A 25,171-nucleotide genomic window follows, 5' to 3' on the forward strand; every position below is an offset into this window, starting at 1 on the left:
CGAAACTATTTTTGAAAATCGACTTTTTCAGGAGCAACTATATAGCTATGAGAAACAAATACATCGTATATCTTTTGATTCTGAAGCTTATTGCCTTCAATTCTGTTTAATAAATCCAGAGGGGTCATGAAAAACTGACTTGTCTCCGTCATGTAACTCTTTTCTTTACCTTTAAACTTTTTTCTTAATTTCATATAGTTTCCCATCCGTTGCAAATGTCTGAACCCCATGTTTCTAATCTGGTTATTCCGTTCACTGTCATTAAGCTTGTAGAAAAATTCTAGGACTTTATTGGACTTATATTTTTGTAGTTCATTAAATATTTCCAACTTTCCTTCTAAACTTATTCCTCTTTGGTGATAAGCAGCAATAAATGCATCAATATATAGTGGTTCAACATTTTGAATAAGTTCATTTTCTTTAGCGATCTTGTCATTTCTACTCTTAATAGCGTTTAGCCTCTTAACCTTAAAACTGTTGAACTTTTCTTGATAACCCACACTATCAAAGTTAGCTTTGTGCTTAATAACCATACCTTTAGATAGCATGTGTTTGACTTTAGGCAGATTAAGAAAATGCTTCCTCGGTGGGTCAGGCTTGTACCTGACATTCTTACCAATCTTTCGCAAGAATTCATCTTTCTTTTTATAGTGTTGATAACGTTGGTTTAGTTCGCACCACTCATGTGGATACAACTCTTTAAATAAATTTACCAGTGTATCCGCATTATAATCATAAGGTAGAACTTCTGATAGGCGTCTCAATATTTGTGTGATTTTTTTATTGATCCGCATCGTTTCTCCAACATATTTTCTTTTTGTTACACCCGGCATGTACTATATCTCCTAAAATGATCGTTATCAATGCATCTCTAATTTACACACTTTTTCGAATGTTATATGAATCTATATTTTTATTAATGTCGTATGCTATCTGAAGATAATAATCGATATTATTAATAAAATCGACCCACTTAACCGATCGTATATATGAGGCTTCTCCGGTGTATACCTTGTTTAATTCACTATGGTTACTACAGTCGTTATAAGTAGGAGATTTTATGTTAAACATATTTTCTCTCAATATTGTAAATAAAGTATAGGTCTTTAGTGTCCTACAATTACAATAGGGACACGAGTTGTCCTGGATGAAATATTCGTAGCTATTATTTTTATCTGGCAAAACAACTGCCAGCATTGCATTGGCGCTACTAGTCCTTCCGTTTCTCGTAAGTTCTTTCAACGAATACGAGATCTCCCATGGGATCCACTGGTCTTCTTCGCTGACAAATGCCGATTTCATATTCTTTGAAATAAACACAATGGTGATGCTACTATCAAAGATCTTATCCTTTAATTTAGTCCAAATCGTTTCATCCTTGAATTCACTAAGGTCTTCACCGTCAGCTTCACCTTTATTAATGTGATCGTCTTCCTTTAGTTTGTCTTGAAGCTCATCTACATAATGTCTTACAGTTGTAGAATAGTCATTATTTAAAGGATATACATTGCTATCGGAATACTTATAGGAAATAAAAATCTTTCTCCCCATTTTATTCACTCCCCAAATTATTCTTTACCTGCCATCCCTAAGGACTCTAATTATTTTTATTACTCTTCTAATGATTTCCTGATGATCATTCTTTGCATCCCCAATGAATTCAAAGTCTGGTTTAAGTGCCGGGAAATCAAAATAGTATTTATCGAAATCTGCGATTACTTCTTCCCATAATGCCTTGGATACATAACCTGTAGCACCTATAGGTATAACCTTAACCCCTTTTGAAACAGCAATATCGAATTCTTTTCTTACACCATCTGCATCTACTACTTGACCATTTTCATCTTTATTCCCAAATATAAACACAGCACAGCCCACATCCGAGATTAAATCTCTCCTATATTTGTCCCATAAATCCTTCAAGTCCATTCCGTTTGTTGCAAACTGGGGGAACGGCCTTAAAATTAAATAATCACTGATTTTTCGTTTGTTCGTGGAGTAAATAAAATCTAATGATCCGTTAATAACAGCACTTCCAACTCCTAAACCAAATCCAGATGCTATTTTGAAATCAGCTTTCACTATCTCATGACTTAGTTGATGAATAAACATCTGGGCAACTTTCTCATCACTATCGAACTGGGCGTACTCTGCTGCACTCCCAGATATAAGTATGTTTGATCTAATGTAACGTTGGTAAATGGTATTTAAAATTTCGGTAATATCTTCATATTCATCAACTAACACTGGTTTGATGTGATACCTTTCTAAATCTGCGCACTTTAGTTCCTGTTTAACTGAATTGTACCTGAACATTTCATCGCCTTCTTCTTGGGGAAGATGGCAGTAATCATTGCGACTGACCTTTCTAAAAAAACAATAGTGGGTTCTTCCGTCTTGGCCCATTAATACTCGGATGCGACTTAATATATACTCTAAATCAGGGTCTTCAAAGCTATAACCAATGAATAAAAAGGTTTTTGAAATTAAATCACCTTTAAGCCCCATTGCAAAAAGCTGATTCTTTTCATAAAATGTTTCGTATTCATCTTTTATCAAAACAGTTTCATCAGCTCTTTCAATATCTCCATGCATTTTGTATACAATCGCATCTCTTCTGGGCTTTAATAGGGCAAAATCGGTTTGCTTTATTTTAACGTCTGGGTTCTTTCCTGCCTCAATCAATGACATTTCAATTAATCTATCATAATTTGTTGTCCAGTAAGTATCTATAGGTAACTTAGCTAGGATTCGGTGGTTCTCATTTATTTGAGCCTGCGCTGAAAAATTATCAATAACCAACTGCGATAATCTTTGCCTGCCATTTTTATTATAGAAATACTGTGCTAAAGATATTAAGTCAGTCTCTTTTTCTATATCAAGGTGAAGCTCCTCTGCTACCTCCTTTAAAAGTCCTTTCCAATTAACATATCCTGAAGCAGCGGATAAACCCGCTCCTGCGAAAATAGCTGCATTTTCTTCATGAAGAGCTTTCAGGAATTCCCGTATTAGAACTTCTTTGTCAGTTGACATCAATTTCTCCCTCCAAATTAATAGGCATAGCTAAATAACAATTCATGTTAGCTATGCCTAGGTGTGTTAATATTTGAATTCTTCCGTTTCGGCCTGCGCCATCAATTCTGCCTGTTGAAGCACCAAATCAATCGCCATTTTCTCCAAATCCGGCGGATAACCGTACTTCTTCAATAACCGCTTGACCGTAATTCGCATCTGAGCCCGTACATTCTCACGAAGCGTCCAGTCGACCTTGATGTTGCTCTTTATCGCTTGGGTCAGCTCATGTGCGATCTGCTTCAACATGAGATCGCCCATCAGTTCCTTGGCCGATTCGTTCGACGCAAGCGCGTCATAGAAGGCCAGTTCTTCTTTGATCAGACCGAGATCTTCGCCGCGCTTGACAGCCGCATTCATATCTTTGGCCATCTGGATAAGTTCTTCGATAACTTGCGTCGTTTCGATGGTGCGGTTGTTGTATTTCCGAATTGCTTCCTCCAGCATCTCTGAGAATTTCTTCGATTGTACAATACTGGTCCGGGAAATAGCCTTCACTTTTCCTTGAAGCAGCCTGCGGAGCAATTCCACCGCTAGGTTTTTCTGCTTCAATCCGCGCACATGTTCCAGGAACTCATCCGATAGTATCGCGATGTTCGGTTTCTGCAAGCCAACAGCTTCCAGAATATCGACAACTTCATCGGATACGACCGATTTCGAAATGAGCTGATTCAGCTCGGCGTCGAGTTCTTTCGTCGTTTTCTTCCTGTTCTCGTCAGTTATCAACTTAATAATCCCTGATTTAACCGCTTTGAAGAAACTGATTTCGACATTGACTTCCTCCGCGGCGGAAGTTGTCGCGCAGAGCGAGAATGCTCTTGCTAATTCCGTCGTCCAATTCAAGAAGTTCCGCTTGCTCTCCTCACCCAATCCAAGTACGTAATCGACCGTCTCAACAATTGCCTTCATCCGTTCGGATGCTTTCTCAGAAGCAAATTTACTGTAGTCATACCCATGGAGCAATTCGCGGAGAAGCTGAAGCCTTTCCAGCATAAAATCAACAGCTTGGTCCGTATCGATGCCGGCAGTTTTACGGTCGTTTTCCGTATATTGTTGAAGTGCCGATTTCAGCAAATCGGCTATGCCGATGTAATCGACGATTAGACCGCCCGGCTTGTCGCGGAACACCCGATTCACGCGGGCGATCGCCTGCATCAGGTTATGTCCTTTCATCGGCTTGTCGATATACATTGTGTTCATGCACGGCACGTCAAACCCGGTCAGCCACATATCGCGGACAATGACGATCTGCAGCGGATCGTTCACATCTTTCATCCGTTTGGACAAATGTTCCCGACGCCGCTTGTTGCCGATAAACGGCTGCCATTCTTCCGGATCGCTGGAACTGCCGGTCATGACGATTTTGATTTTGCCTTCGTTATCATCATCGCTGTGCCAATCCGGCCGGAGCGACACAATTGCTTTGTACATATCAATAGCGATCCGACGCGACATCACAACGATCATCGCTTTGCCAAAACCGGCTTTTTGCCGTTGCTCAAAATGTTCAACGATATCCTGTGCGACTTTCTTGACCCGCTTCTCTGCACCGGCCAATGCTTCTAGCCGCGCCCAACGCGACTTCAACCGCTCCCGCTGCGTGTATTCCTGATACTCCGTAATTTCCTCATACTCGCTGTCAATGACCGGGCGCTCAGCCTCCGACAACTCCAGGCGGGCAATACGGCTTTCGTAATAAATTCTGACCGTGGTTCCGTCTTCTACGGCTCGGGTCATATCGTAAATATCGATGTAGTCACCAAAAACGGCAGGCGTATTTTTGTCTGTCAACTCTACCGGTGTTCCGGTGAAACCGATAAAGGAAGCGTTCGGCAACGCATCGCGCATATACTTGGCATAGCCATACTTGATTGTCGCCCCGTCTTCCCCGGCAACCATTTCCGCCTGAAACCCGTACTGGCTGCGATGGGCTTCATCTGCGATCACAATCACATTGCGTCGTTCCGTAAGCACAGGATACTTATCTTCATTTTCATCAGGGGTGAACTTGTGGACCGTTGTGAAAATGATCCCGCCCGACTCCACCGACAACAGTTCGCGCAGATGGGCCCGATTCTCCGCTTGCTGAGGCGTTTGCCTGAGCAAGTCCTTCGACTTGCTGAACGTGCTGAACAACTGATCGTCCAGGTCGTTCCGGTCCGTCACCACGACGATCGTCGGGTTGTTGAGCGTCAGCACGAGTTTGCCAGCGTAGAATACCATGGACAAGCTTTTACCGGAGCCTTGCGTATGCCAGATTACGCCGATTTTGCGATCCCCTTCGTCCATCGTCGCACGTTCCGTACTTGCAATCGCTTTGTTGGTAGCGTGGTATTGGTGGTATCCCGCCAATATTTTGAACAATTGCTCCCCATCGGTTTGAAACAACACGAAATGCTTGATGATGTCGAGCAGCCGACTTTTTTCAAACATTCCTTTAATCAGCACTTCGAGCTGGGGCAGGGAAGAAGGAGCCACGTCATAGCCGTCAATCGTGCGCCACATCATGAACCGGTCTTCATTGGCTGTCAACGTGCCGACCCGGGCATTCACGCCGTCACTGATGACCAAGAACGAATTATAGGTAAAGAGGGACGGGATTGTGCTTTTGTATGTCTGCACCTGGTTGTAGGCATCGCTGATCCCGACTTCTTCGTTGGAGGCGCTTTTCAACTCGAATACGGCGATCGGCAAACCGTTCACGAGCACGACAATATCCGGTCGCTTTTCCCCCTGATTCTCGACGACGGTAAACTGGTTGACGACCAGAAAATCGTTGTTGTCGATCCGGTCCGGGTCGGTGTCGAACAGCCATACTTTTTCCGTCGGATATTCACCATTAGCTGCCTGGTATTGTACATCGATCCCGTCAGTGATCATCTTCTGGAACGCCTTGTTATTGATCAGCAGGCTGGGACTGCGCGGCACTTCAATGACCCGAATCGCTTCCTCGATTGCTTCACGCGGCACATGTTTGTTGATGCGAATGAGCGCATCACGCAACCTGTCTTTCAGGATGACGTCATGGTAAAATTGCCGTTCAGGATACTCGCCTTCGGGAGAAATATCCGGGCCGTAAGCTTTCTCGTAATTTAGTTCCTCGAACCATTCCAGCGCTGCCTGCTCCAAATCACTCTCTGTGTAAGATACGGAATAGTAAGCCATTGTTGCACCTCCTTTACGTTAAGGTTGATAAGTTAAATTGCTCTCCGCAATCATTGGCAAATCGTTTGTAATGTTATCTTGCTCAGCAGGAACACGAATCTCACCAGACATGAGTTTGGGAAGAAGAGTGTCTCGGATTTGGGTTAATATTTTATTTCCATAATTGATCTCTACTATATTCTTCAACATTGAACCTGTTATTTCATTAAAGTATTCTAGCGTTTTTGGGTCAGGAAGCAATATTTTAATACTTTCAATTCCTGTAGGGCTAATATTCGGTTGAGCACTCCCTGAAGCTACTGAAACAATTTGATCGAATACTACTTTTTGAGTTAATAAACAATATAAAAATCCGTTTTTCTTGAAAGGATTTTCTCCTAGAAAAAATTTCCCGACCCTTTGATTTATGAGTAATGCTTCATTCGTACGTGGAACTAGGGCAATTTTCCCCACAGTTGCTCCTGTCATAGCTATAAGAATATCTCCAGGATTCGCTAAGAACTCAGAAGCTTTCAACATTTTTTCTTCATCTACACAATCAGTATCTTGTAAATTTATTGTATTACCTATTATATTTTTTATCTTAATAACTTTAATACCTTCGTCTTGCCACCAACTACTTTTGAATGCAAATCCAGATCTAACTTTACAATAATCACCAATAGTAACTACTTTCCACCCCTTCGGGATTAATCCCAGCTCGCTTTCCTCAAACTCGCCGCCGCTGGACTTATATGGTTCACCGTTTTCATTCGGAAACTCAAAGTCCACAAACCACCGCTTAAAAAGAGCTTGGGCCATTTCTTCAAGGTTTTTGTTGATGGCGTTGTTGAGTTCGATTTTGTCATCAAGAGCCCCAAGAATTTTACCTATTGATTGTTGAATTGGGAAAGTTGGTATGTTTAACTGTATAGATTTGATTCCTGATCCAATAACTGTTTCAAAAATACTACCATTCGCAATTGCCCGAAAACTGTTGTACCTTGAAAGCATCAAATAATAAATAAAAAGTTTGTCGTTCCCCTCTTTCGCTTGCAATCCATAGCACGTTTGATTCATCGCCATGCCTTCAGAACTCAATGCAACCTTGCCAGTTGTTGCACCACGTGCAATCAAGACTGTGGTTAATGGTTCTAAAATTCTTGCCGAGCTATTTTCAAGTCCTTTTTTCGAAATTCTCCTACTAGTTTTTCTTATAGTTCGGTTTTCACACTCTGAAACATCTTTCGCAGTGATCCAATCTATTTCTTCAGGCTCCCAATACTCAGTGATTGTTGTTTTAGGGGTACCACCACTAATGATATCAACAACATCACCGAGCATGACATTATTCCATGTCTCAAAACTCAAACCCAATCCCCCCAAGCCGCTTGCGAATTTCATCCTCCAGTTGCCGGGACTTGGCGAACTGCTCCCCGAGCTCTGCTGTCAGCCGCGCCATTTTATCCTCGAACGGTTCTCCGTCTTCTTCCACATCTTCAATGCCTACATAACGCCCAGGTGTCAGGATATACTCGTGCTCTTGTACCTCTGCAAGTTTCGCCGCTTTGCAGAAGCCTTTCACATCCTCGTATGCTCCGACCTCCGCCTGACCGCGCCATGCATGGTACGTGTCGGCGATCTTCCGGATATCCTCCGTGCTCAATTCGCGATGTGTGCGATCCACCATATGCCCCATTTTGCGGGCATCGATAAACAGGATTTCACCACGGCGGTCCCGAAAGCCCTTTGGCGCTTTATTTTTGGCAATGAACCAGAGACAAACCGGAATTTGCGTAGAGTAGAACAACTGCCCCGGCAAGGTGACGATGCAATCCACCAAATCGGCGTTAACTAACTTGCTGCGAATCTCGAACTCCGCCGTCGTGCTTGTCGACATGGAGCCGTTCGCCAGTACGAAACCGGCAACACCGCTGGGCGCAAGCTTGTTCACGATATGCTGAATCCAGGCGTAGTTGGCGTTCCCAGCGGGAGGCACTCCATATGTCCAGCGGGCATCCTCTGTCAGCCGTTCGCCGCCCCAATCGCTGATATTAAACGGCGGATTCGCCAAGATGTAATCGGCCTTCAGGTTTTTATGTAAATCATTGTGAAACGTATCTGCGTGATGCTCGCCAAGGTTACCGTCGATACCGCGAATGGCGAGGTTCATTTTGCACAACTTCCACGTTGTCGGATTCGACTCCTGCCCATAAATCGCTATATCGCCGATGCGCCCCTGATGTTCCTCTACAAACTTCTCACTCTGAACGAACATGCCGCCGGACCCGCAGCAGGGGTCGTATACGCGGCCCTTGAACGGCTGAATCATCTCGACGAGCAGGCGCACAACGCTGTTCGGGGTATAGAATTCCCCGCCATTCTTGCCTTCCGCGCTAGCAAATTTGCTAAGGAAGTACTCATATACCCGACCCAAAACATCCTTCGAACGGCTCTCTTCATCGCCGACTTTGAACGAGAACAGGTCGATTACTTCGCCAAGGCGGGTTTTATCCAGTGCCGGCCTAGCATAATCTTTCGGCAGCACGCCTTTCAGCGATGGATTTTCCTTCTCGATGGCAATCATCGCATTATCAATGATCTGCCCGATTTCTGGCTTTTTCGCGTTATCCTTGATATGGTTCCAGCGTGCTTCCTTCGGTACCCAGAATATATTTTCTGCCACGTATTCGTCCCGGTCCTCCGGATCGGCATACGGTTCATTTTTCAATGCTTCATATTTTTCTTCAAATGCATCCGACACATATTTCAGAAATAGAAGGCCGAGCGCTACATGCTTATACTCCGCTGCATCCATGCTGCCGCGCAGTTTATCGGCCATGCTCCATAATTTTTCCTCGAATCCAATGTTCGCTGTTGCCATGATCCTAAATTCCTCCTCAGTAGAGTTGCTCGTATAACTGGCTCTTTACTTGTTCCCAGCGGTTCGCCGCTTCCCGAACGACTTCTTTATATCTTTCTTTCTCCCGGATATAATTCTGTATTAATACTTGCTGTTTGTCTTCTGGTACCATGGGCAATTCCAATTCCGCCACATCCGCCGGGTTCAGATTCATTACAGTCGTCCCCCGCTGGAAGCTTTGAATAAGGGCTGTTCCAACAGGGCTTTCCAGAAACATTTTGGCAAAATGGCTCTTGATTGCCGACTTGAATCGGATCACGATCATATTCGATGAGGCGATGACCACCCCTTCGGTCTTCGGAAACACAGCCAGCTTGATCACGGTGCCGCGGCATGTCATAACCAGATCGCCTGGGAGAATCTCGTAACGCTTCACTTTCCGCTCTTCCTCGTCAATCGTTTCAAGCTGATCCAATAGCACTTCGCCGTCATCCAGATTGGATATATTCAGCACCTTAATGTTCCCGGGCTTTAGATCCTGCTTAAGAATCGATTTTCCCCGAAAAATTTCTGCCACATCGCGCAACTTCACTTTCGGGGTTGCCGCCTGCTGAAACGAACGAAGTATATCCTGATCTTCATCCAGCAGCAGTTCGATTCGCCAATGATCCAGCTCTCGGAACCGATCCGGATGGATGGTAATCTCCCGTTCCCCCACAAGCTTTGACTTCTCCATATGGAGTCGCCCGAGGATCACCTCTTTCACAGGCACTTTGCCGAAGTCAACCTGATAGGTCTTGATAGAAGTGTAGGGACGAAACAAGCCGTCCGGAAGCGAATAGATCGTTTGCACCGGCGCCTGTTCATTCATTTTCTTCCGCCAGCTGGCGATCGCGCCGGATTGAAACAGCATCCGTGCAGGAAAGGTCACGCTCAATCTCCCGCCGTCTTGCAAGAGTGGAAGGAGGTAGCTGGCCGCTGCGCCTTCGGATTCCCGAACCGCGACATCGTCATCGTTCATCTTCATACCAAAATTCGGCATCGCCAGGATCGCTTCGAATTGATGTTCTGCAGGCAACGGTTGATAAATGGACCCTTGAACGATGCGGATATTGGAATAGGGCTCGAAATACGTTTTGAACAATCTGCCGATGATGTAGTTTTCCGTTAACAATGTGATTGTCCATGGTCGATGGTAACATTTCGTTTCGATAAGTCCTTTGATATACTTTTCAGCTTCTGCAAACAGGATGTTCGTGCAACCATGTCGCTCACACTGATCGACAAACCGCTCGACGATTCCCGGATGGACGACAATGCTCCCTGTAACACGATCTTGTTGGATGGTTAGCATGGCGTATTCCAACAAGTCCATATCCTTGCCTGCATGGTATAATTTATAAAATAAATCCCGATCGCCGGGAAAATGGCCTAATTCTTTGTCTAAGGCTCGTTCCTTCATCCACTGAAACAGCTTCTCAGGTTCTGTCATTAGCTCCGTTTCGGCCAACTGTTGCTGTTCCAGAAGTTGTTGCGTCCGTTTCACTCGAATGGCTTCGCGAAGCAACTGATCACGTGTTGATATATCATGGAGCAGACAGATATTCCAGAACGATTCAATCAATTTATCACCTTCTTTCAAGATAAAAGTTAGGTTACTTCCTTATTTTATAATCGAGAAATTTATAACAAGAAGATTCGGGATTAGTCCCTTTTGATCAACATAACTTCTACCCAAATACTACCACGGATAAATCGAGTATTTCAATACTAAATTCAGTTCAGTATTCACCGGGAATTTGATTGAATTTTTTATTGGCTCTGGACATTTTTAATTTACAGATTACGGGATATTTTCGTTAAGATTGCATCGTAAAAAACTACGAAAAATCCGAGAAACTCTTTGCCGCACTTAGTTTTGTATCTTCTCGTCTTAAATTCCGGTTTCATCACGAGTGATAAGAATCATAGTGGATTAACATGCGAAAACCAGTGAAATGATGAATTCGGATAATGGTGTTGTTGGAAAACTGGAGAAAATTAATAAACAAGGGATTAGCTAGGGATCACAGCAACAAAAATGAAAAAAGCCGAGGAAAACTCAGGAGTGACTCTGAGTTTCCTAGGCTTTTTGATACCGACTCCATAATCTTTAGATCGACTTCACAATCCTTGTGGCGACTTTAATTACTTGTTATAGATAGCACCAATTTTATTTCCTCTTACTCCACCGTCACGCTCTTCGCCAAGTTCCGTGGCTTGTCGACGTCGTTGCCGCGAGCCAGGGAAGCGTAGTAAGCGAGCAATTGGAGCGGTACGACCGACAGGGCTGGTGTCAGCAGCGGCAGCGTCTTCGGAATGGACAGCGCTTGGTCAACCGACTTCAGCAGGTCAGGCACATGCTCCTCGTGCGTGATCGCCATGACTTCTGCGCCACGCGCTTTTACTTCCTTGATGTTGCTGACGGTTTTCTCCAGCACAGATTCCTGGGTTGCCAGCGCAATCACCGGAACGCCTTCTTCGATTAAGGCCAGGGTGCCGTGCTTCAACTCACCGGCAGCGTACGCTTCAGAGTGAATGTAGGAAATTTCCTTCAGCTTCAGCGAACCTTCCTGCACGACGGAATAGTCGAGACCGCGACCGATAAAGAACAGATGCTCATTGCTAGCAATTTGCTCCGCATAAGCCTTCACCACATCGGCCTGAGCCAGCATGCTTTCCACCTGCTCCGGCAGCGACTGCATGGCCGCAATCACATGAGCCACTTGATCTTCGCTTTGCGTACCGCGAACCTGAGCCATGTACAGAGCAAGCAGGTAAAAGGCAATCAACTGGGACGTATACGCCTTCGTCGAAGCGACGGCGATTTCCGGACCAGCGAGCGTAGCGATCACATCGTCTGCATCGCGGGCAATCGAGCTGCCAACCACGTTGGTGATCGCCAGCACATGGGCACCGTTTGCTTGCGCTTCACGCAGTGCTGCCAACGTATCGGCCGTTTCGCCCGATTGGCTGACAACGATCACGAGCGTATCCGGTGTAATCAACGGCGAGCGATAACGATATTCCGAAGCGACATCGGTCATCACCGGAATGCGTACAAGTTGCTCAATCGCTGACCCGCCGACCAGACCGGCGTTATATGCCGTACCGCAAGCAACGATATGAATCGCTCTCAGGCTGCGGATCTTCTCGTCCGTCAGTTTCAAGCCAGGCAACACGACTTTGCGTCCACTTTCGTCGATCCGACCCAGCATCGTGTCCCGGTAAGCCTTCGGCTGCTCGTGGATCTCCTTCAGCATGAAATGATCGAACCCGCCTTTTTCTGCGGTGACAGCGTCCCAATCGACACGAATCATTTCCCGAGAAATAAAATTCCCTTCAATGGTCATCAGTTCGACAGAATCCTTCGTCAGCACCGCCATCTCGCCATCGTTCAAAATATAGACGTTCCGCGTGTAATTCAACAACGCAGGAATGTCGGAGCCGATAAAGTTCTCGCCTTCGCCAAGACCAATGATCAACGGGCTAGCTTGACGGACAGCCACCAGTTTGTCAGGTTCATACTCCGTCAGCACCCCAAGTGCAAAAGCGCCGCGCATATAGCTGATCGCCTTCTGAACCGCCTTCACGATATCGCCTTGATACTCGCGAGCGACCAGATGGGAAATGACCTCCGTATCCGTTTCAGAAACAAAGACATACCCTTGACTGATCAGCTCTTCCTTCAATTCCAGATAGTTTTCGACGATCCCATTATGCACGACCGAAAATTTCTGGGTATGATCGGTATGCGGATGAGAATTCACGTCAGACGGTTTGCCGTGCGTAGCCCAACGGGTGTGACCAATCCCGGCCGAACCCTTGAGCGGTGCATCCTCCAGCTTGGATTCCAGGTTCGCCAGACGGCCGAGCGATTTTGCAATCTTCAGACCCTCCGACGTAAACACAGCAATCCCTGCGGAGTCGTACCCGCGATACTCCAGTTTCTTTAATCCCTCAAGCAACACCGACTGCGTATCCCGATTCCCAATGTATCCAACAATACCACACATAATCATTTATCCTCCGTTTCATTCTTACAAGATGGTTTTTTGGCCGTAAGAAATGAAACACGGAAGAAGCCTTACGCGGTACACCGAGACAGAACTATTCAATTGTAAAAAAATATATCCAACCAATCATCAACAGATTGATCATCACTCAAACGTTACGCAACTTTCATTCATTTTTTCACGAATGTCCAGATTGCTCCGTCTACCGCGGCTCTTTCCGCGTCACTTGCTTACGTACATTCATGAACGATCTATGAATGTGATTATCCATCTGCCCGCACGGTTTGTGGGAAAGGTCGCCCCATCCTTTTGCCGATACGGTTACGGTGCGATGCAGCACCGGGAGGCCCCCGCCGAACATTCCGAACACCTCCACCTCGTCAACTTCGCTTTGCCGTACGCTTGAACCGATAATAACGCCTCAAGGATTCACCGTTGTCGCTGCAAGCCAGCCTTCCGCCCCTGCTTCTCAACAACGTTCCCTTGATCGCGCCGATTTCCTAAATCGGTCCAAACGAAACGCGCACAATGAAGTTCTGGCGCTTAAAATCCGGTAAACCTAACTACCCTCACTTTCTCTGCTCGAATATGCTTAATTATATGCACCTTCACACGATTTGGCAATGATCATCTTGTCCTGATTCGTCGAACCGTGTTTTTTACCCTATTGGCCTAGAAAAAAACGGGAATTCCTTCTCCCGTCGAGCTTGTCCCCCTGTACCCTAATGGAACTTAAGGCTCTAATGTCCCTTATTCGCCCTTCATTTCCCTTTTCGCCCGACACTTTGCACCATGATCCCTTTCGTTCAGATCTGGGTGAATACGCACCCGAATGAGGCATTTAATGCCCTTAAGTTGCACCTGCTTTTCACCTCTCCTCAACCTGATGCAACCGGATAATCGTCAAAAAGAGAGCCAAACAGACGCCCTCTCCCTAGCAAAAACCGCCCGACAGGCATCCTCACCCGTCCGGCGGTTCTCAAAGTCCTATATCATGAACCAAACAATCAGGTCGTTACACCAACTGCTTCTCTACAACCTCTACAATTTGCGCGACCAGCTTCTCCAGCTCCGCTTTCTCCGGCCCTTCGGCCATAACGCGGATGAGGGATTCCGTTCCCGACGGCCGAACCAGCACGCGCCCGTTATCGCCCAATTCTTGCTCTACTTCCGCAATCGCTTCAGCAATCACAGCGTTACCCGCGAACTTGCTCTTGTCCTGTACGCGAACGTTCACCAGCACCTGCGGATACTGCTTCATGACCTTCTTCAGCTCGCTAAGCGGCTTGCCGGAAGCCAGCATCGTATCGACCAACTGAATCGCCGTCAAAATGCCATCCCCGGTTGTATTGTAGTCCAGGAAAATCACGTGACCGGACTGCTCCCCGCCCAGATTGTAGCCGCCGCGCAGCATTTCCGCCATAACATAGCGGTCGCCTACTGCAGTTTGCTGGGTAGCCAGCCCCAATTTCTTGGCCGCTTTATAGAAGCCAAAATTACTCATCACTGTCGAGACAATCGTGCTGTCTTTCAGCTTACCGGCTTTGTTCATCGCATCGCCGCAGATGCACAGGATATAGTCGCCGTCCACTTCTTGACCTAGCTCGTCAATCGCAATCAACCGGTCCGCGTCGCCGTCGAACGCAAGCCCTACATGAGCGCCAAGTCGAACGACTTCTTCCTTCAGCCGCTCCGGATGCGTGGATCCGCAATGATCGTTAATGTTGAGCCCGTTAGGCTCAGCTGCCAGCGTATGCACTTCGGCTCCCAGCTCGCGGAACAATCTTGGTGCCAGCTCATAGGCCGCCCCGTTCGCGCAATCCAGCACCACCTTCAGCCCTTTAAACGAGGAGTTGATCGTCGTTTTCAAGTGCTCAAGGTACTTCAGCTTCGATTCATTGTCCACCGTCACGGTCCCCAAGTCGCCGCCGATCGGCCGCGGTAACTCGTCGACAGCCTTGTCGAGCAGTTCTTCGATTTGCAGCTCCGTTTCATCCGACAGCTTAAAGCCGTCACTGCCGAAGAACTTAATCCCGTTATCCTCCACCGGATTGTGGGATGCGGAAATCATGACGCCCGCGTCCGCTTTAAGCAAGCGAGTGAGATAAGCAACCGCAGGTGTCGTCACGACGCCAAGTCGAATTACTTCGGCGCCAATCGACAACAGCCCCGCCACCAACGCAGACTCCAGCATTACGCCGGAAATACGCGTATCCATACCAATGACAACCTTGGGCTTAGGTACCTGCCCTGCAAGCACATAACCGCCGCAGCGGCCGATCTGGTAAGCCAGTTCTGCTGTTAATTCTTTATTCGCAATTCCTCTTACGCCATCCGTTCCAAAATACTTCCCCATGATTTCACTCCTTCAACTGTTTGCCAGTACCGCACCGTTCTCCTCATCTCCCAGGAGGCGTCTGACCGGTCTATGTTCGTCGTTGTCTGCTTATGTTCATGTTACGTGCCATTACCGTTCCCTGAGGTATCGTCGTCTGTCGCATTGCTTCCATCCTCTTGATGAGATGGCGATCCATGCGATGATCCATTACCGGCTGGGCTTTGTGTACCGTCTGACGGATTTGGATGCTCCACAGGAACACCGGAGGTTGGATTTCCTTTCTCCGTCAGCTCCACGTCCACGGACAATGAAGTGTTCGGGTCGGCCAGAGCCACACCCTCCGGCAATTTAATCTCAATCGGGATCGTATGCGTCCCCGCCCCCAGATGTGCAAGATCAGCGGTCAACTGAATGTTCTCCGGCTGGAGCGCGTCCAACACCACGCTGGCCCCAATCACTGTCAGACTCAAGCTCGGCTCAGTTGGCCGGATCCACTTGACATCGTACATGGATCCGACATTTTTCAACGTGATCGGGATGTCGTCCAGCTGCTTCTGTCCTCCGGGCATTACATGCAATGTGATCGTGGCAGAGCTCGGCTCGATTTTCTCAAAACCTTTTGGAGGAGTCAAGTCCACCGAGTATTTAGTCTCATTCGAACCGTTATAACGGCTTAGATCCACCGTCAACGGATAGGAGGATATACCCTCCAACGCTTCCTTTGTACCGTATAGAACGACTCCCTCTACGTCAATATCCACATCGGTTAAGACGTATCCGGAAGGTAATTGCCCGGTTTTGCGTATTTCGATCGGCACATTTTTGTATAGCTTATTGATTGGGATGTCTACAACCACGGAACTAGGTGAAATCTTCGCATTCTCCATGGGCATCCCTTGCTTATCATATGCTGTCAGTTTGACACTTTTGCCTTTAACGGATTCCTTCAGTCCCGTCACATCCACCGTACCTTCGACTTTGCTCAGCTCCTGCGCCTCACTCGCCGGCAGGGTCACATCAACGGTGCCGCTCCCGGCAACAATTGGCGTCCCAAGCACTAAACCGTCGGCCGGCTCCCCTTTCGTGACAATGGTCACGGGAATCGTCCGGGTTTCCTTCGCTTCAATCGTTACCTTTACGATGGAGGGTTCCATGGAGACCAGTTGGACCCCAGGAGGAAGCTCATGGGTTAAAGGAAGGGTAAATGTCCCAGGTCCCAGATTTTCCAGATTTAGCCTCGCCTTATAATCCGAGAAATTCGTCGTCAAATCGATCCGTTTCCCCTTCACTTCCATACGCACGGTGCTGGGATCCAGATCGTACAAAACGTATTTGTCCTCGTCAAATCCGGTCACTTCGATTTTGACGTTGTCGATGTAACGCGACTGCGCCAAGGTAGTGGAGTCTACGGGAGTCCCGCTGTCCAAATGAACCATCGCCCACAACATGATACTAAACACCAGCGCAAGGACCTTGGCAAAATTGTTGTGAGTTAGCCATTTATCCATTTTTGTCGGCCTCCTTCCGTCTACGGAACGGGCTGCGCTTGTCTTGGGTGCGCGAGTTCGGACCTAATTCCGCATACAGCTTGGAAATCAACGACTCCTCGTTAATGTCCCTGACGACCTGACCGTCAATCGCAAGCGAAATTTGTCCCGTCTCCTCCGACACGACGATCGAGACAGCATCTCCGACCTCACTAATTCCGATCGCTGCCCGGTGCCTTGTACCCAACTCCTTACTGATGAACGGATTCTCCGACAGCGGCAAATAACAGGCGGCCGCAGAGATCCGGTGGCCTTGAATAATCACGGCTCCATCATGAAGCGGCGTATTTGGGATAAAGATGTTGATCAGCAGCTGCGAAGAAATAATCGACTGCATCGGAATTCCCGATTCGGTATATTCATTTAACCCCGTATCGCGTTCAAACACGATCAGAGCCCCAATCTTCCGGCGCGATAAATAATTCACGGCTTTTATAATTTCACCGATCTCTTTGCCAAACTCTTCCTCGTCCGCGCTGTTTCGCCCGAACAGCTTGCCCCGGCCAAGCTGCTCCAGCGCACGTCTAAGCTCCGGTTGGAAAATAATGAAGATCGCCAGCACGCCAAACGTAAACATTTGATTCATCAGCCATTTCAGCGTATACAAGTCGAACCAGGTACTTACGGCCCAAATAAAGACCAGAACTAAAATTCCCTTGAGCAACTGAACGGCCCGTGTTCCGCGGACAAGCAAAATCAAGTGATATATTATATAGGTAACAATTAGGATATCGATGACATCCTTAATGGTATCCTGCCAAGTCAAATTCGCAAAATAGTTCATGCTGCGACCCCCGGAAAGTTCCTTGCGGACGTTTGGCCCGCCAACAAGGAAACAATATGTACAGCTTCATTCACGCCTGTCTCTATAAGTTTCCCCTAAATACTAGGTTATAACGTTCACATGTCAGATGCAAGCGTCCAGCAAAAATAGGTTCATTTCGTAACGATTGCAAATTTTTACCTGGTCCCAAAAAATAAAAAAAGCGCCAATTCCCGATGGAAGGGCGCCCAAAAACTCATTATCGCCTTACGATCACCTAGAGGCGACTTCCGTAAACGTATTGATGATCCGGTACCAGATCCAGTCCAGCGCTTGATCGATCTGTTTAACTTCGCCCGAAATATGCGCCGTGGAGGCTTGGTAATAGGAGCCATCAATTACGGTTAGGTTGCCTTGAACTTCACCATAGATTTCGGCTTTCCCGTTCTCAATGGTCAAGTTCCCGGCAATCACGGCGTCACTTGGTACCGTGACCGTATCGCCCTGAATGATGACCTGATCCAGACCCGCTCCTTTTACGACCAGCTGATCGTCGCTATCCCAAAGCGATACCGCGCTGAATAACATCACCAGCAAGAACATTGCTGCCGCTGTCAACGCCGGATGGCGTCTGATCCACTGGATCCATGCCTGCTGTTTGGGTTGACTTGGAATCTGACTGATGATCCGGTTCACCAGTTCATCGGGAGCCGAGATGTTGCTATGCTGCTTGATGGTGGCAAACAACATCATTTCGGTTCGTTCCAATTCCCTGAATTCCTTGAGGCAATCCGGACACTCGTCTAGATGCTGCTTCAGCTGTTCGGCTTGGTCGCGGCTTAATTCGCCGTCCAGATAATCATGCATCAAAGATGAGGCATGTTTGCATTCCATATCAGCCAATCCTTTCAGTAGTATCAATCTATGCGAAATGCGGAAGGCACGGCTAAGATCATAGTCGTCCTACATCCTACCTTACAATACGTAATGGTGCAGAATTCGTTTCAAAAAATAATTCCCCGGGCGGAGCCCAAATTTCAGAGCATTTTATGCTCCAGTTTTTTACGTAAAAATTCGCGTCCGCGGTGAACCCGCGTCTTCACCGTGGTCACCGGCATATCCAAAACTTCGCTGATCTCCTGCAGCGACAGTTCCTGCAAATAACGGAGCACGATCACCGACTTATATTTGGCAGGCAAGCCTTCGATCGCTTGATGAATCGTTAGCTGCGTTTCCGACAGCAAGTATTCCGTTTCCGGTGTCCGTTCATCCCCAGGAATCAGAGTGTATCCGTCCAAGCCATCCTGATCGTTCATCTCCGCGTCCAAGTAATAACTTGGCTTCCGCTTACGCAGTCGGTCAATACACAAGTTCGTCGCGATCCGGTAAATCCAGGTTGAGAACTTCTGTTTATCGTCGTAGCGGTTCCAGTTTTTATGTACCCTTAAGAACGTCTCCTGCACGACATCTTCCGCTTCGTGCCGGTTGGACAGCATCCGGTATCCGAGATGATAAAGCTTATCCTTATATAGATCAACAAGTTCGGCGAAGGCTTCCTGATCCCCTTTACGGGCCAGCTTCACCAGTCTTGCATCGAAATGTTCCACCACCATATTTTCCCCCAAATCGGTTGGAAGGGCTCAGGTACTTGTACCCTGCCTGTCCGGCTATTCGTCCCTTGGTCTAAGGCAATGCAATAGGTCGTCCTTGATCCGAATCCTGACCATTAAATCCTTGAAAGGGTACTTCCAGTCGTCGGCACTTCATTCAAATGTTAAAGCAACTTATCCCAAAATGCAATACATCCAGCCAAGCCAACAGCAAAAAAGCCGGACCTTCTTATGAAGAAGGTCTGGCTTGGCATCCTGAGCCAATAATGGATCAGCCCGTATTCCGGAGTCCGGCAGCAATTCCGTTAATCGTAAGCAGCACTTCACGTAACAGTTCGGCATCATCCTGCCCTTTTTCACGCGCAGACCGCAATTCCGTTAACAGCTGCACCTGTAAATAGCTCAGCGGATCAACATAAGGATTACGCAATCGGATTGATTCTTGCAGGCCAGGAAGGTTGTCGAAAATTTCTGAAATCCCGCAAATCTTCAGCACCATTTCCCGCGTCAAATGGAATTCCTCTTCAATTTGACCCAGGATCCGCTCCCTCACTTCATCATCCTTGCACATCTTGGCGTATTCCTTCGCGATGACCAAGTCCGCTTTACTTAACGCAAATTGCAAGGTATCGATCACCGTGCGGAAGAACGAGAAGTTCTGATACATATCCTGAAGAACCTTGAGGTTCTCTTCATTATTTTGATAGAAATTATACAGGCCGGTTCCAGCCGCATACCATGCCGGGAACAAATACCGGCTTTGCGTCCAGGCAAACACCCAAGGGATCGCCCGCAAATCCTCAAACCGATCACTGTTCTTCCGCTTGGATGGACGGGAGCCGATATTCAGCTCACCCACTTCGACCAATGGCGTTGACTCACGGAAGAACTTCAAGAAATCCGGCTCTCGGAAAACCAGGTCCTGATATTTTTGAAGCGATGTCTCGGAAATGCCGCTCATGATCTCTTCCCAGCGTTGTTCTTCTGCGCTTGGCCCTTGATCTTGATGCAGCTTCGCTTGAATCGCTGCGGTGATCAGCGCCGAAGTCGCCTGCTCCAAGCTGCGGTACGCGATACCACGCAAGGAATAACGTGACGAGATCACTTCGCCTTGCTCCGTGATCTTGATACCGCCGCCGATCGTCTCCGGCGGTTGCACAAGGATGCTGCGGTTGAGCGGCATGCCGCCGCGGCCAAGCGCGCCACCGCGCCCGTGGAAGAATTTCAGCTTAATGCCAAATTCATTGGCCGTCGCTGTGATTTGTTTCAAGGCTACGCGCAGCTCCCAGTTTGCTGTAACTACGCCGCCGTCTTTGTTACTGTCGGAGTAGCCGAGCATAATTTCCTGGAGTTCGTTCATCGCCGCCACCGACTCCCGGTAAATCGGCATGCTGAACAACTGACGCATAATGCCTGGTGCGGCGTGCAGATCGTCGATCGTTTCGAACAGCGGAACCGATTGAAGCGTGCAAACGACGGTACCGTCCGCTTCTTTACGGAACAAGCCTACTTCTTTCGAGAAGACCATGACCTCAAGGATATCGCTGGCCGCCTCTGTCATACTAATCAGGTAACTGGTGATACACTGTGTGCCGTATTCTTTTTGCGCCTGATACACCGTACGATATACGTCCAGACATTCTCTTGTGCTCTCCGAGTAATCCTGATAAGGAGAAGTTAATGGACGCGGGTCGTTTAACAACCGTTCCAACAGTTGAATCTTCTCTTGCTCCTCCAGCTCGGCATAGTTCTCCACAATATTCATTTTCGCCAAAATTTCCGTCATGGCGTTCTCATGCTCTTTACTGTGCTGACGGATATCCAGCGTGGCAGTATGGAAGCCAAACAGCTCCGCCTGACGGATCAGCTTCTTGATATGCGTATCCGCCACATAGTCTGCGTAGTGATGACGCAAGCTGCGGTCGATGATTTTCAAATCCTGGATAAATGCCTCTACGTTTGGATAACGCTCTGGCGTATCCTTTGTGCTATCATCCAGAACATTGTGCAGCTTCTCCGTCATATACGTCAGCTTAATACGGTAAGGTTCCTTCTCGTTGTTCCATTGCTGCGTTTTGCGCAGGGTCACTTGCAGGCGATCCCGCTGAATGGAAGCCATCAGCTCGTCCGTAACGTCCACGATGGTGGTGCTGAAGCTAAGGTGCTTGAACAAATCGGACAAAATCCGCTGATATTCGCGCACCGCCAGTTTACGTTGCATCCGCAACGTCTCCCAGGTCACGTCGGAGGTTACCGAAGGATTCCCGTCCCGATCGCCGCCGATCCACGAGCCGAAGCGCAAGTACGTTGGGACGTGCCAGTAGTGCTCTGGATAGTATTTGGTCAGGCAGCGTTCCAGTTCTTGATAAACCTCAGGCAGCACATGGAATAAGGTTTCGTGAAAATAGTACATCCCATTTCGGACCTCATCCAGTACGGTAGGCTTGCGATCCCGCAATTCATCGGTCTGCCAAAGGGTAATGACCTCGTTAAGCAGCTTCTCCCGCAATTGCTCCCGTTCGCGGAAGGTCAGCGTGGGGTTATCCAACTGCATGACATCGTCAGCGATCCGTTTGTGGATGTCCAGAATCGCACGGCGCATCGCTTCCGTTGGGTGGGCGGTCATGACCAGCTCCAGAGACATGCCGCTCAGGAGCTCCTGAGCTTCGCTATAACTAAAACCCTGTTCCTTCAAATCGCGGACAGCGGCCTCGATCGTACCGCTCTGAACCTCTTCCCCTGCAGAACGCTCATAATCGCGTTTACGGCGAATGCGGTGGTTCTGCTCCGCAATATTCACTAATTGGAAATAGATCGCAAATGCACGAATCACCTGATGACGGATGCCGGGTTCTAAAGAATTGATCATTCCCTTAAACTCTTCATGTAACTCCGGTAAAAATACAGCCCGCAGGGATTTACTGGCTTCACGTATCTTCTCGACAATATCCAAGAGCTCATTGCCGCCCTGATGCACCAGGACCTCTCCTAGAATATTGCCCAAAAAACGAATGTCGCGCCGAAGCAGGTTATTCGAGTTGCCTTTACCTGCGGTAACCGTTAACTCTGTCATGTTTCTCCCCCTTTTCATCCCAATGCAGCATGCTAAATTCAGCATGGTCATGATCTTTGTCGGTTAGACCTAATGACGTGCGCCAAGCGTTTCCTAACATCATACAACAAACTGACCTGAAAATCTTCACTTAATTTGTAAGAAATTCTTGGACGCTATGACTGCGGATTCGATTCCGTCGCAACTTTACTTACCTTAACACGGTAAAGCAGTAAAACGCAAGGGTATAAGGCGTCGATAGAAAACTTTTATACCCGGGAGGAAGGCCGCAATGGTAATAAGGTTAAAATTATAACAAAAAACATCATCTTATCCGATGATGTTGCTGTTATGTATGGAGCGGGTGATGGGAATCGAACCCACGCTACCAGCTTGGAAGGCTGGAGTTCTACCATTGAACTACACCCGCACCTTAAAGAGATGGTCGGGATGACACGATTCGAACATGCGACCCCCTGGTCCCAAACCAGGTGCTCTACCAAGCTGAGCTACATCCCGTCAATAAGGTGAAATATGAAATTGAAAAAGTGGCGCGCCCTAAGAGATTCGAACTCCTGACCTTTTGATTCGTAGTCAAACGCTCTATCCAGCTGAGCTAAGGGCGCGTATTAAGATGGAGCGGACGACGGGAATCGAACCCGCGACCCTCGCCTTGGCAAGGCGATGCTCTACCGCTGAGCCACGTCCGCATAATAAATATGAAACTGGTGAGCCATGAAGGACTCGAACCTTCGACACCCTGATTAAAAGTCAGGTGCTCTACCAACTGAGCTAATGGCTCGTACAAGTCTTAACTAAGAAGATAAATGGCGGAGCCGACGGGATTCGAACCCGCGGTCTCCTGCGTGACAGGCAGGCATGTTAGGCCTCTACACCACGGCTCCACACGAGAATAATGCCATCCTCTTGAAGAGGATAATTGCGGGGGCAGGATTTGAACCTGCGGCCTTCGGGTTATGAGCCCGACGAGCTACCGGGCTGCTCCACCCCGCGTCAGTAATAAGAAGTATGGTGGAGGCTGAGGGGATCGAACCCCCGACCCTCTGCTTGTAAGGCAGATGCTCTCCCAGCTGAGCTAAGCCTCCAGATCTGGGATGACTAAAGAAAAGAGATGGTGACCCGTAGGGGATTCGAACCCCTGTTACCTCCGTGAAAGGGAGGTGTCTTAACCCCTTGACCAACGGGCCATATTCAAGTCCTTGCTGGCGGAGAGAGAGGGATTCGAACCCTCGAGACGCTTGTGACGCCTACACGATTTCCAATCGTGCTCCTTCGGCCAACTCGGACACCTCTCCATAAGAGTTGGTTTCCCCGGAAGAGAAGGAAATATGCAAAACATATATCCTTCCTTCCAGGATAGACTCCCCGAACAGGACTCGAACCTGTGACAACTCGATTAACAGTCGAGTGCTCTACCGACTGAGCTATCGGGGAACATTGCTTGGCAGCGTCCTACTCTCCCAGGACCCTTCGGTCCAAGTACCATCGGCGCTGGAGGGCTTAACGGTCGTGTTCGGGATGGGAACGAGTGGAACCCCTCCGCCATTGCCACCAAACAAGATTTTTGCGCTGCTTTTACTTCCGCACTTTCCGCTTCAGCAAAAGATCAAACCTTATAAAAGGCTTGCAGCTAAAAATCGGTTCAAGGTTGAATCCTTGAAAACTGGATACGAAACTAGATTTGCATTTTATTTTTTGGATAAGCCCTCGACCGATTAGTACCTGTCAGCTCCATGCCTTACGGCACTTCCACCTCAGGCCTATCAACCTTGTCGTCTTCAAGGGGTCTTACATACGGGGAAATCTCATCTTGAGGGGGGCTTCACGCTTAGATGCTTTCAGCGCTTATCCCGTCCGCACTTAGCTACCCAGCTGTGCTCCTGGCGGAACAACTGGTGCACCAGCGGTGCGTCCATCCCGGTCCTCTCGTACTAAGGACAGCTCCTCTCAAATTTCCTACGCCCACGACAGATAGGGACCGAACTGTCTCACGACGTTCTGAACCCAGCTCGCGTACCGCTTTAATGGGCGAACAGCCCAACCCTTGGGACCTACTTCAGCCCCAGGATGCGATGAGCCGACATCGAGGTGCCAAACCTCCCCGTCGATGTGGACTCTTGGGGGAGATAAGCCTGTTATCCCCAGGGTAGCTTTTATCCGTTGAGCGATGGCCCTTCCATGCGGTACCACCGGATCACTAAGCCCGACTTTCGTCCCTGCTCGACTTGTCAGTCTCGCAGTCAAGCTCCCTTCTGCCTTTGCACTCTTCGAATGATTTCCAACCATTCTGAGGGAACCTTGGGGCGCCTCCGTTACTCTTTAGGAGGCGACCGCCCCAGTCAAACTGCCCACCTGACACTGTCCCCGTACCGGATTACGGTACCAGGTTAGAACCTAGATACGATCAGGGTGGTATCCCAACGGCGCCTCCACCGAAGCTGGCGCTCCGGCTTCCTAGGCTCCCACCTATCCTGTACAAATCGTATCCAAGTCCAATATCAAGCTGCAGTAAAGCTCCATGGGGTCTTTCCGTCTTGTCGCGGGTAACCTGCATCTTCACAGGTATTAAAATTTCACCGGATCTCTCGTTGAGACAGCGCCCAAGTCGTTACGCCATTCGTGCGGGTCAGAATTTACCTGACAAGGAATTTCGCTACCTTAGGACCGTTATAGTTACGGCCGCCGTTTACTGGGGCTTCGGTTCAC

The 25,171-nt window shown here is 48.0% G+C and carries 14 protein-coding genes, 11 tRNA genes and 2 rRNA genes (1 of these 27 cut by a window edge); all 27 read right to left on the reverse strand.

The features are described 5' to 3' along the window. Positions 1–5: 5 nt before the first annotated feature. Positions 6–833, reverse strand: a complete 828-nt coding sequence (locus NSQ80_RS18295) for a hypothetical protein (protein WP_009226530.1) — start codon at positions 831–833, stop codon at positions 6–8. A 43-nt stretch (positions 834–876) separates the two neighbouring features. After that, positions 877–1,551, reverse strand: a complete 675-nt coding sequence (locus NSQ80_RS18300; RefSeq protein ID WP_036646330.1) for a TIR domain-containing protein — start codon at positions 1,549–1,551, stop codon at positions 877–879. Between the two features lie 24 nt (positions 1,552–1,575). Beyond that, a complete protein-coding gene (locus tag NSQ80_RS18305) occupies positions 1,576–3,033 on the reverse strand; it encodes an SIR2 family protein (protein WP_009226532.1) in 1,458 nt (485 codons plus the stop codon). Positions 3,034–3,099: 66 nt separating this feature from the next. Then, complete coding sequence (locus NSQ80_RS18310; protein WP_009226533.1) at positions 3,100–6,237, reverse strand: type I restriction endonuclease subunit R; 3,138 nt, start codon at positions 6,235–6,237, stop codon at positions 3,100–3,102. Positions 6,238–6,255: 18 nt separating this feature from the next. After that, positions 6,256–7,620 carry a restriction endonuclease subunit S gene (locus tag NSQ80_RS18315; RefSeq protein ID WP_083791530.1) on the reverse strand — a complete coding sequence of 455 codons (1,365 nt, stop codon included), beginning with the start codon at positions 7,618–7,620 and terminating at the stop codon, positions 6,256–6,258. Then, positions 7,577–9,100 (reverse strand): class I SAM-dependent DNA methyltransferase, encoded by a 1,524-nt coding sequence (locus NSQ80_RS18320; RefSeq protein ID WP_339300278.1) that lies wholly within the window; start codon positions 9,098–9,100, stop codon positions 7,577–7,579. The genes NSQ80_RS18315 and NSQ80_RS18320 overlap by 44 nt, the downstream gene beginning before the upstream one ends. Before the next feature lie 16 nt (positions 9,101–9,116). Then, positions 9,117–10,625, reverse strand: a complete 1,509-nt coding sequence (locus NSQ80_RS18325) for a restriction endonuclease subunit S (RefSeq protein ID WP_339300280.1) — start codon at positions 10,623–10,625, stop codon at positions 9,117–9,119. Positions 10,626–11,301: 676 nt separating this feature from the next. After that, complete coding sequence (gene glmS, locus NSQ80_RS18330) at positions 11,302–13,134, reverse strand: glutamine--fructose-6-phosphate transaminase (isomerizing) (protein WP_339300282.1); 1,833 nt, start codon at positions 13,132–13,134, stop codon at positions 11,302–11,304. 1,015 nt (positions 13,135–14,149) lie between these two features. Beyond that, positions 14,150–15,490 (reverse strand): phosphoglucosamine mutase, encoded by a 1,341-nt coding sequence (glmM, locus tag NSQ80_RS18335; protein ID WP_339300284.1) that lies wholly within the window; start codon positions 15,488–15,490, stop codon positions 14,150–14,152. A 101-nt stretch (positions 15,491–15,591) separates the two neighbouring features. Next, complete coding sequence (locus NSQ80_RS18340) at positions 15,592–16,980, reverse strand: CdaR family protein (protein ID WP_260071137.1); 1,389 nt, start codon at positions 16,978–16,980, stop codon at positions 15,592–15,594. Beyond that, a complete protein-coding gene (gene cdaA, locus NSQ80_RS18345) occupies positions 16,973–17,803 on the reverse strand; it encodes a diadenylate cyclase CdaA (RefSeq protein WP_009226540.1) in 831 nt (276 codons plus the stop codon). The genes NSQ80_RS18340 and cdaA overlap by 8 nt, the downstream gene beginning before the upstream one ends. A gap of 252 nt (positions 17,804–18,055) precedes the next feature. Further along, the gene (locus tag NSQ80_RS18350; RefSeq protein ID WP_260071138.1) at positions 18,056–18,676 is read right to left on the reverse strand and encodes a zf-HC2 domain-containing protein; all 621 of its coding nucleotides are present in this window, start codon (positions 18,674–18,676) and stop codon (positions 18,056–18,058) included. Between the two features lie 143 nt (positions 18,677–18,819). Further along, on the reverse strand, positions 18,820–19,395 hold the full coding sequence (sigW, locus tag NSQ80_RS18355; protein WP_009226542.1) for an RNA polymerase sigma factor SigW: 576 nt from the start codon (positions 19,393–19,395) through the stop codon (positions 18,820–18,822). Between the two features lie 268 nt (positions 19,396–19,663). Continuing rightward, a complete protein-coding gene (ppc, locus tag NSQ80_RS18360) occupies positions 19,664–22,465 on the reverse strand; it encodes a phosphoenolpyruvate carboxylase (protein ID WP_339300286.1) in 2,802 nt (933 codons plus the stop codon). Between the two features lie 335 nt (positions 22,466–22,800). Then, positions 22,801–22,874, reverse strand: a tRNA-Gly gene (locus NSQ80_RS18365). Between the two features lie 12 nt (positions 22,875–22,886). Continuing rightward, positions 22,887–22,963, reverse strand: a tRNA-Pro gene (locus tag NSQ80_RS18370). A 30-nt stretch (positions 22,964–22,993) separates the two neighbouring features. After that, positions 22,994–23,070: transfer RNA gene (locus NSQ80_RS18375), tRNA-Arg, on the reverse strand. A 9-nt stretch (positions 23,071–23,079) separates the two neighbouring features. After that, positions 23,080–23,154: transfer RNA gene (locus NSQ80_RS18380), tRNA-Gly, on the reverse strand. 16 nt (positions 23,155–23,170) lie between these two features. Continuing rightward, positions 23,171–23,246 (reverse strand) — tRNA-Lys (locus NSQ80_RS18385). A 26-nt stretch (positions 23,247–23,272) separates the two neighbouring features. Next, positions 23,273–23,349: transfer RNA gene (locus tag NSQ80_RS18390), tRNA-Asp, on the reverse strand. Between the two features lie 35 nt (positions 23,350–23,384). After that, positions 23,385–23,458, reverse strand: a tRNA-Met gene (locus NSQ80_RS18395). Positions 23,459–23,474: 16 nt separating this feature from the next. Further along, a tRNA-Val gene (locus NSQ80_RS18400) sits at positions 23,475–23,550 on the reverse strand. A 27-nt stretch (positions 23,551–23,577) separates the two neighbouring features. Continuing rightward, positions 23,578–23,652, reverse strand: a tRNA-Glu gene (locus tag NSQ80_RS18405). A 16-nt stretch (positions 23,653–23,668) separates the two neighbouring features. Continuing rightward, a tRNA-Ser gene (locus NSQ80_RS18410) sits at positions 23,669–23,760 on the reverse strand. Positions 23,761–23,826: 66 nt separating this feature from the next. Further along, positions 23,827–23,899 (reverse strand) — tRNA-Asn (locus NSQ80_RS18415). Between the two features lie 5 nt (positions 23,900–23,904). After that, positions 23,905–24,021, reverse strand: a 5S ribosomal RNA gene (rrf, locus tag NSQ80_RS18420). A 139-nt stretch (positions 24,022–24,160) separates the two neighbouring features. Continuing rightward, positions 24,161–25,171: ribosomal RNA gene (locus NSQ80_RS18425) — 23S ribosomal RNA — on the reverse strand (it continues 2,051 nt past the right edge of the window).

Source organism: Paenibacillus sp. FSL K6-2441 (assembly GCF_037964765.1).
Lineage (GTDB): Bacteria > Bacillota > Bacilli > Paenibacillales > Paenibacillaceae > Fontibacillus > Fontibacillus phoenicis.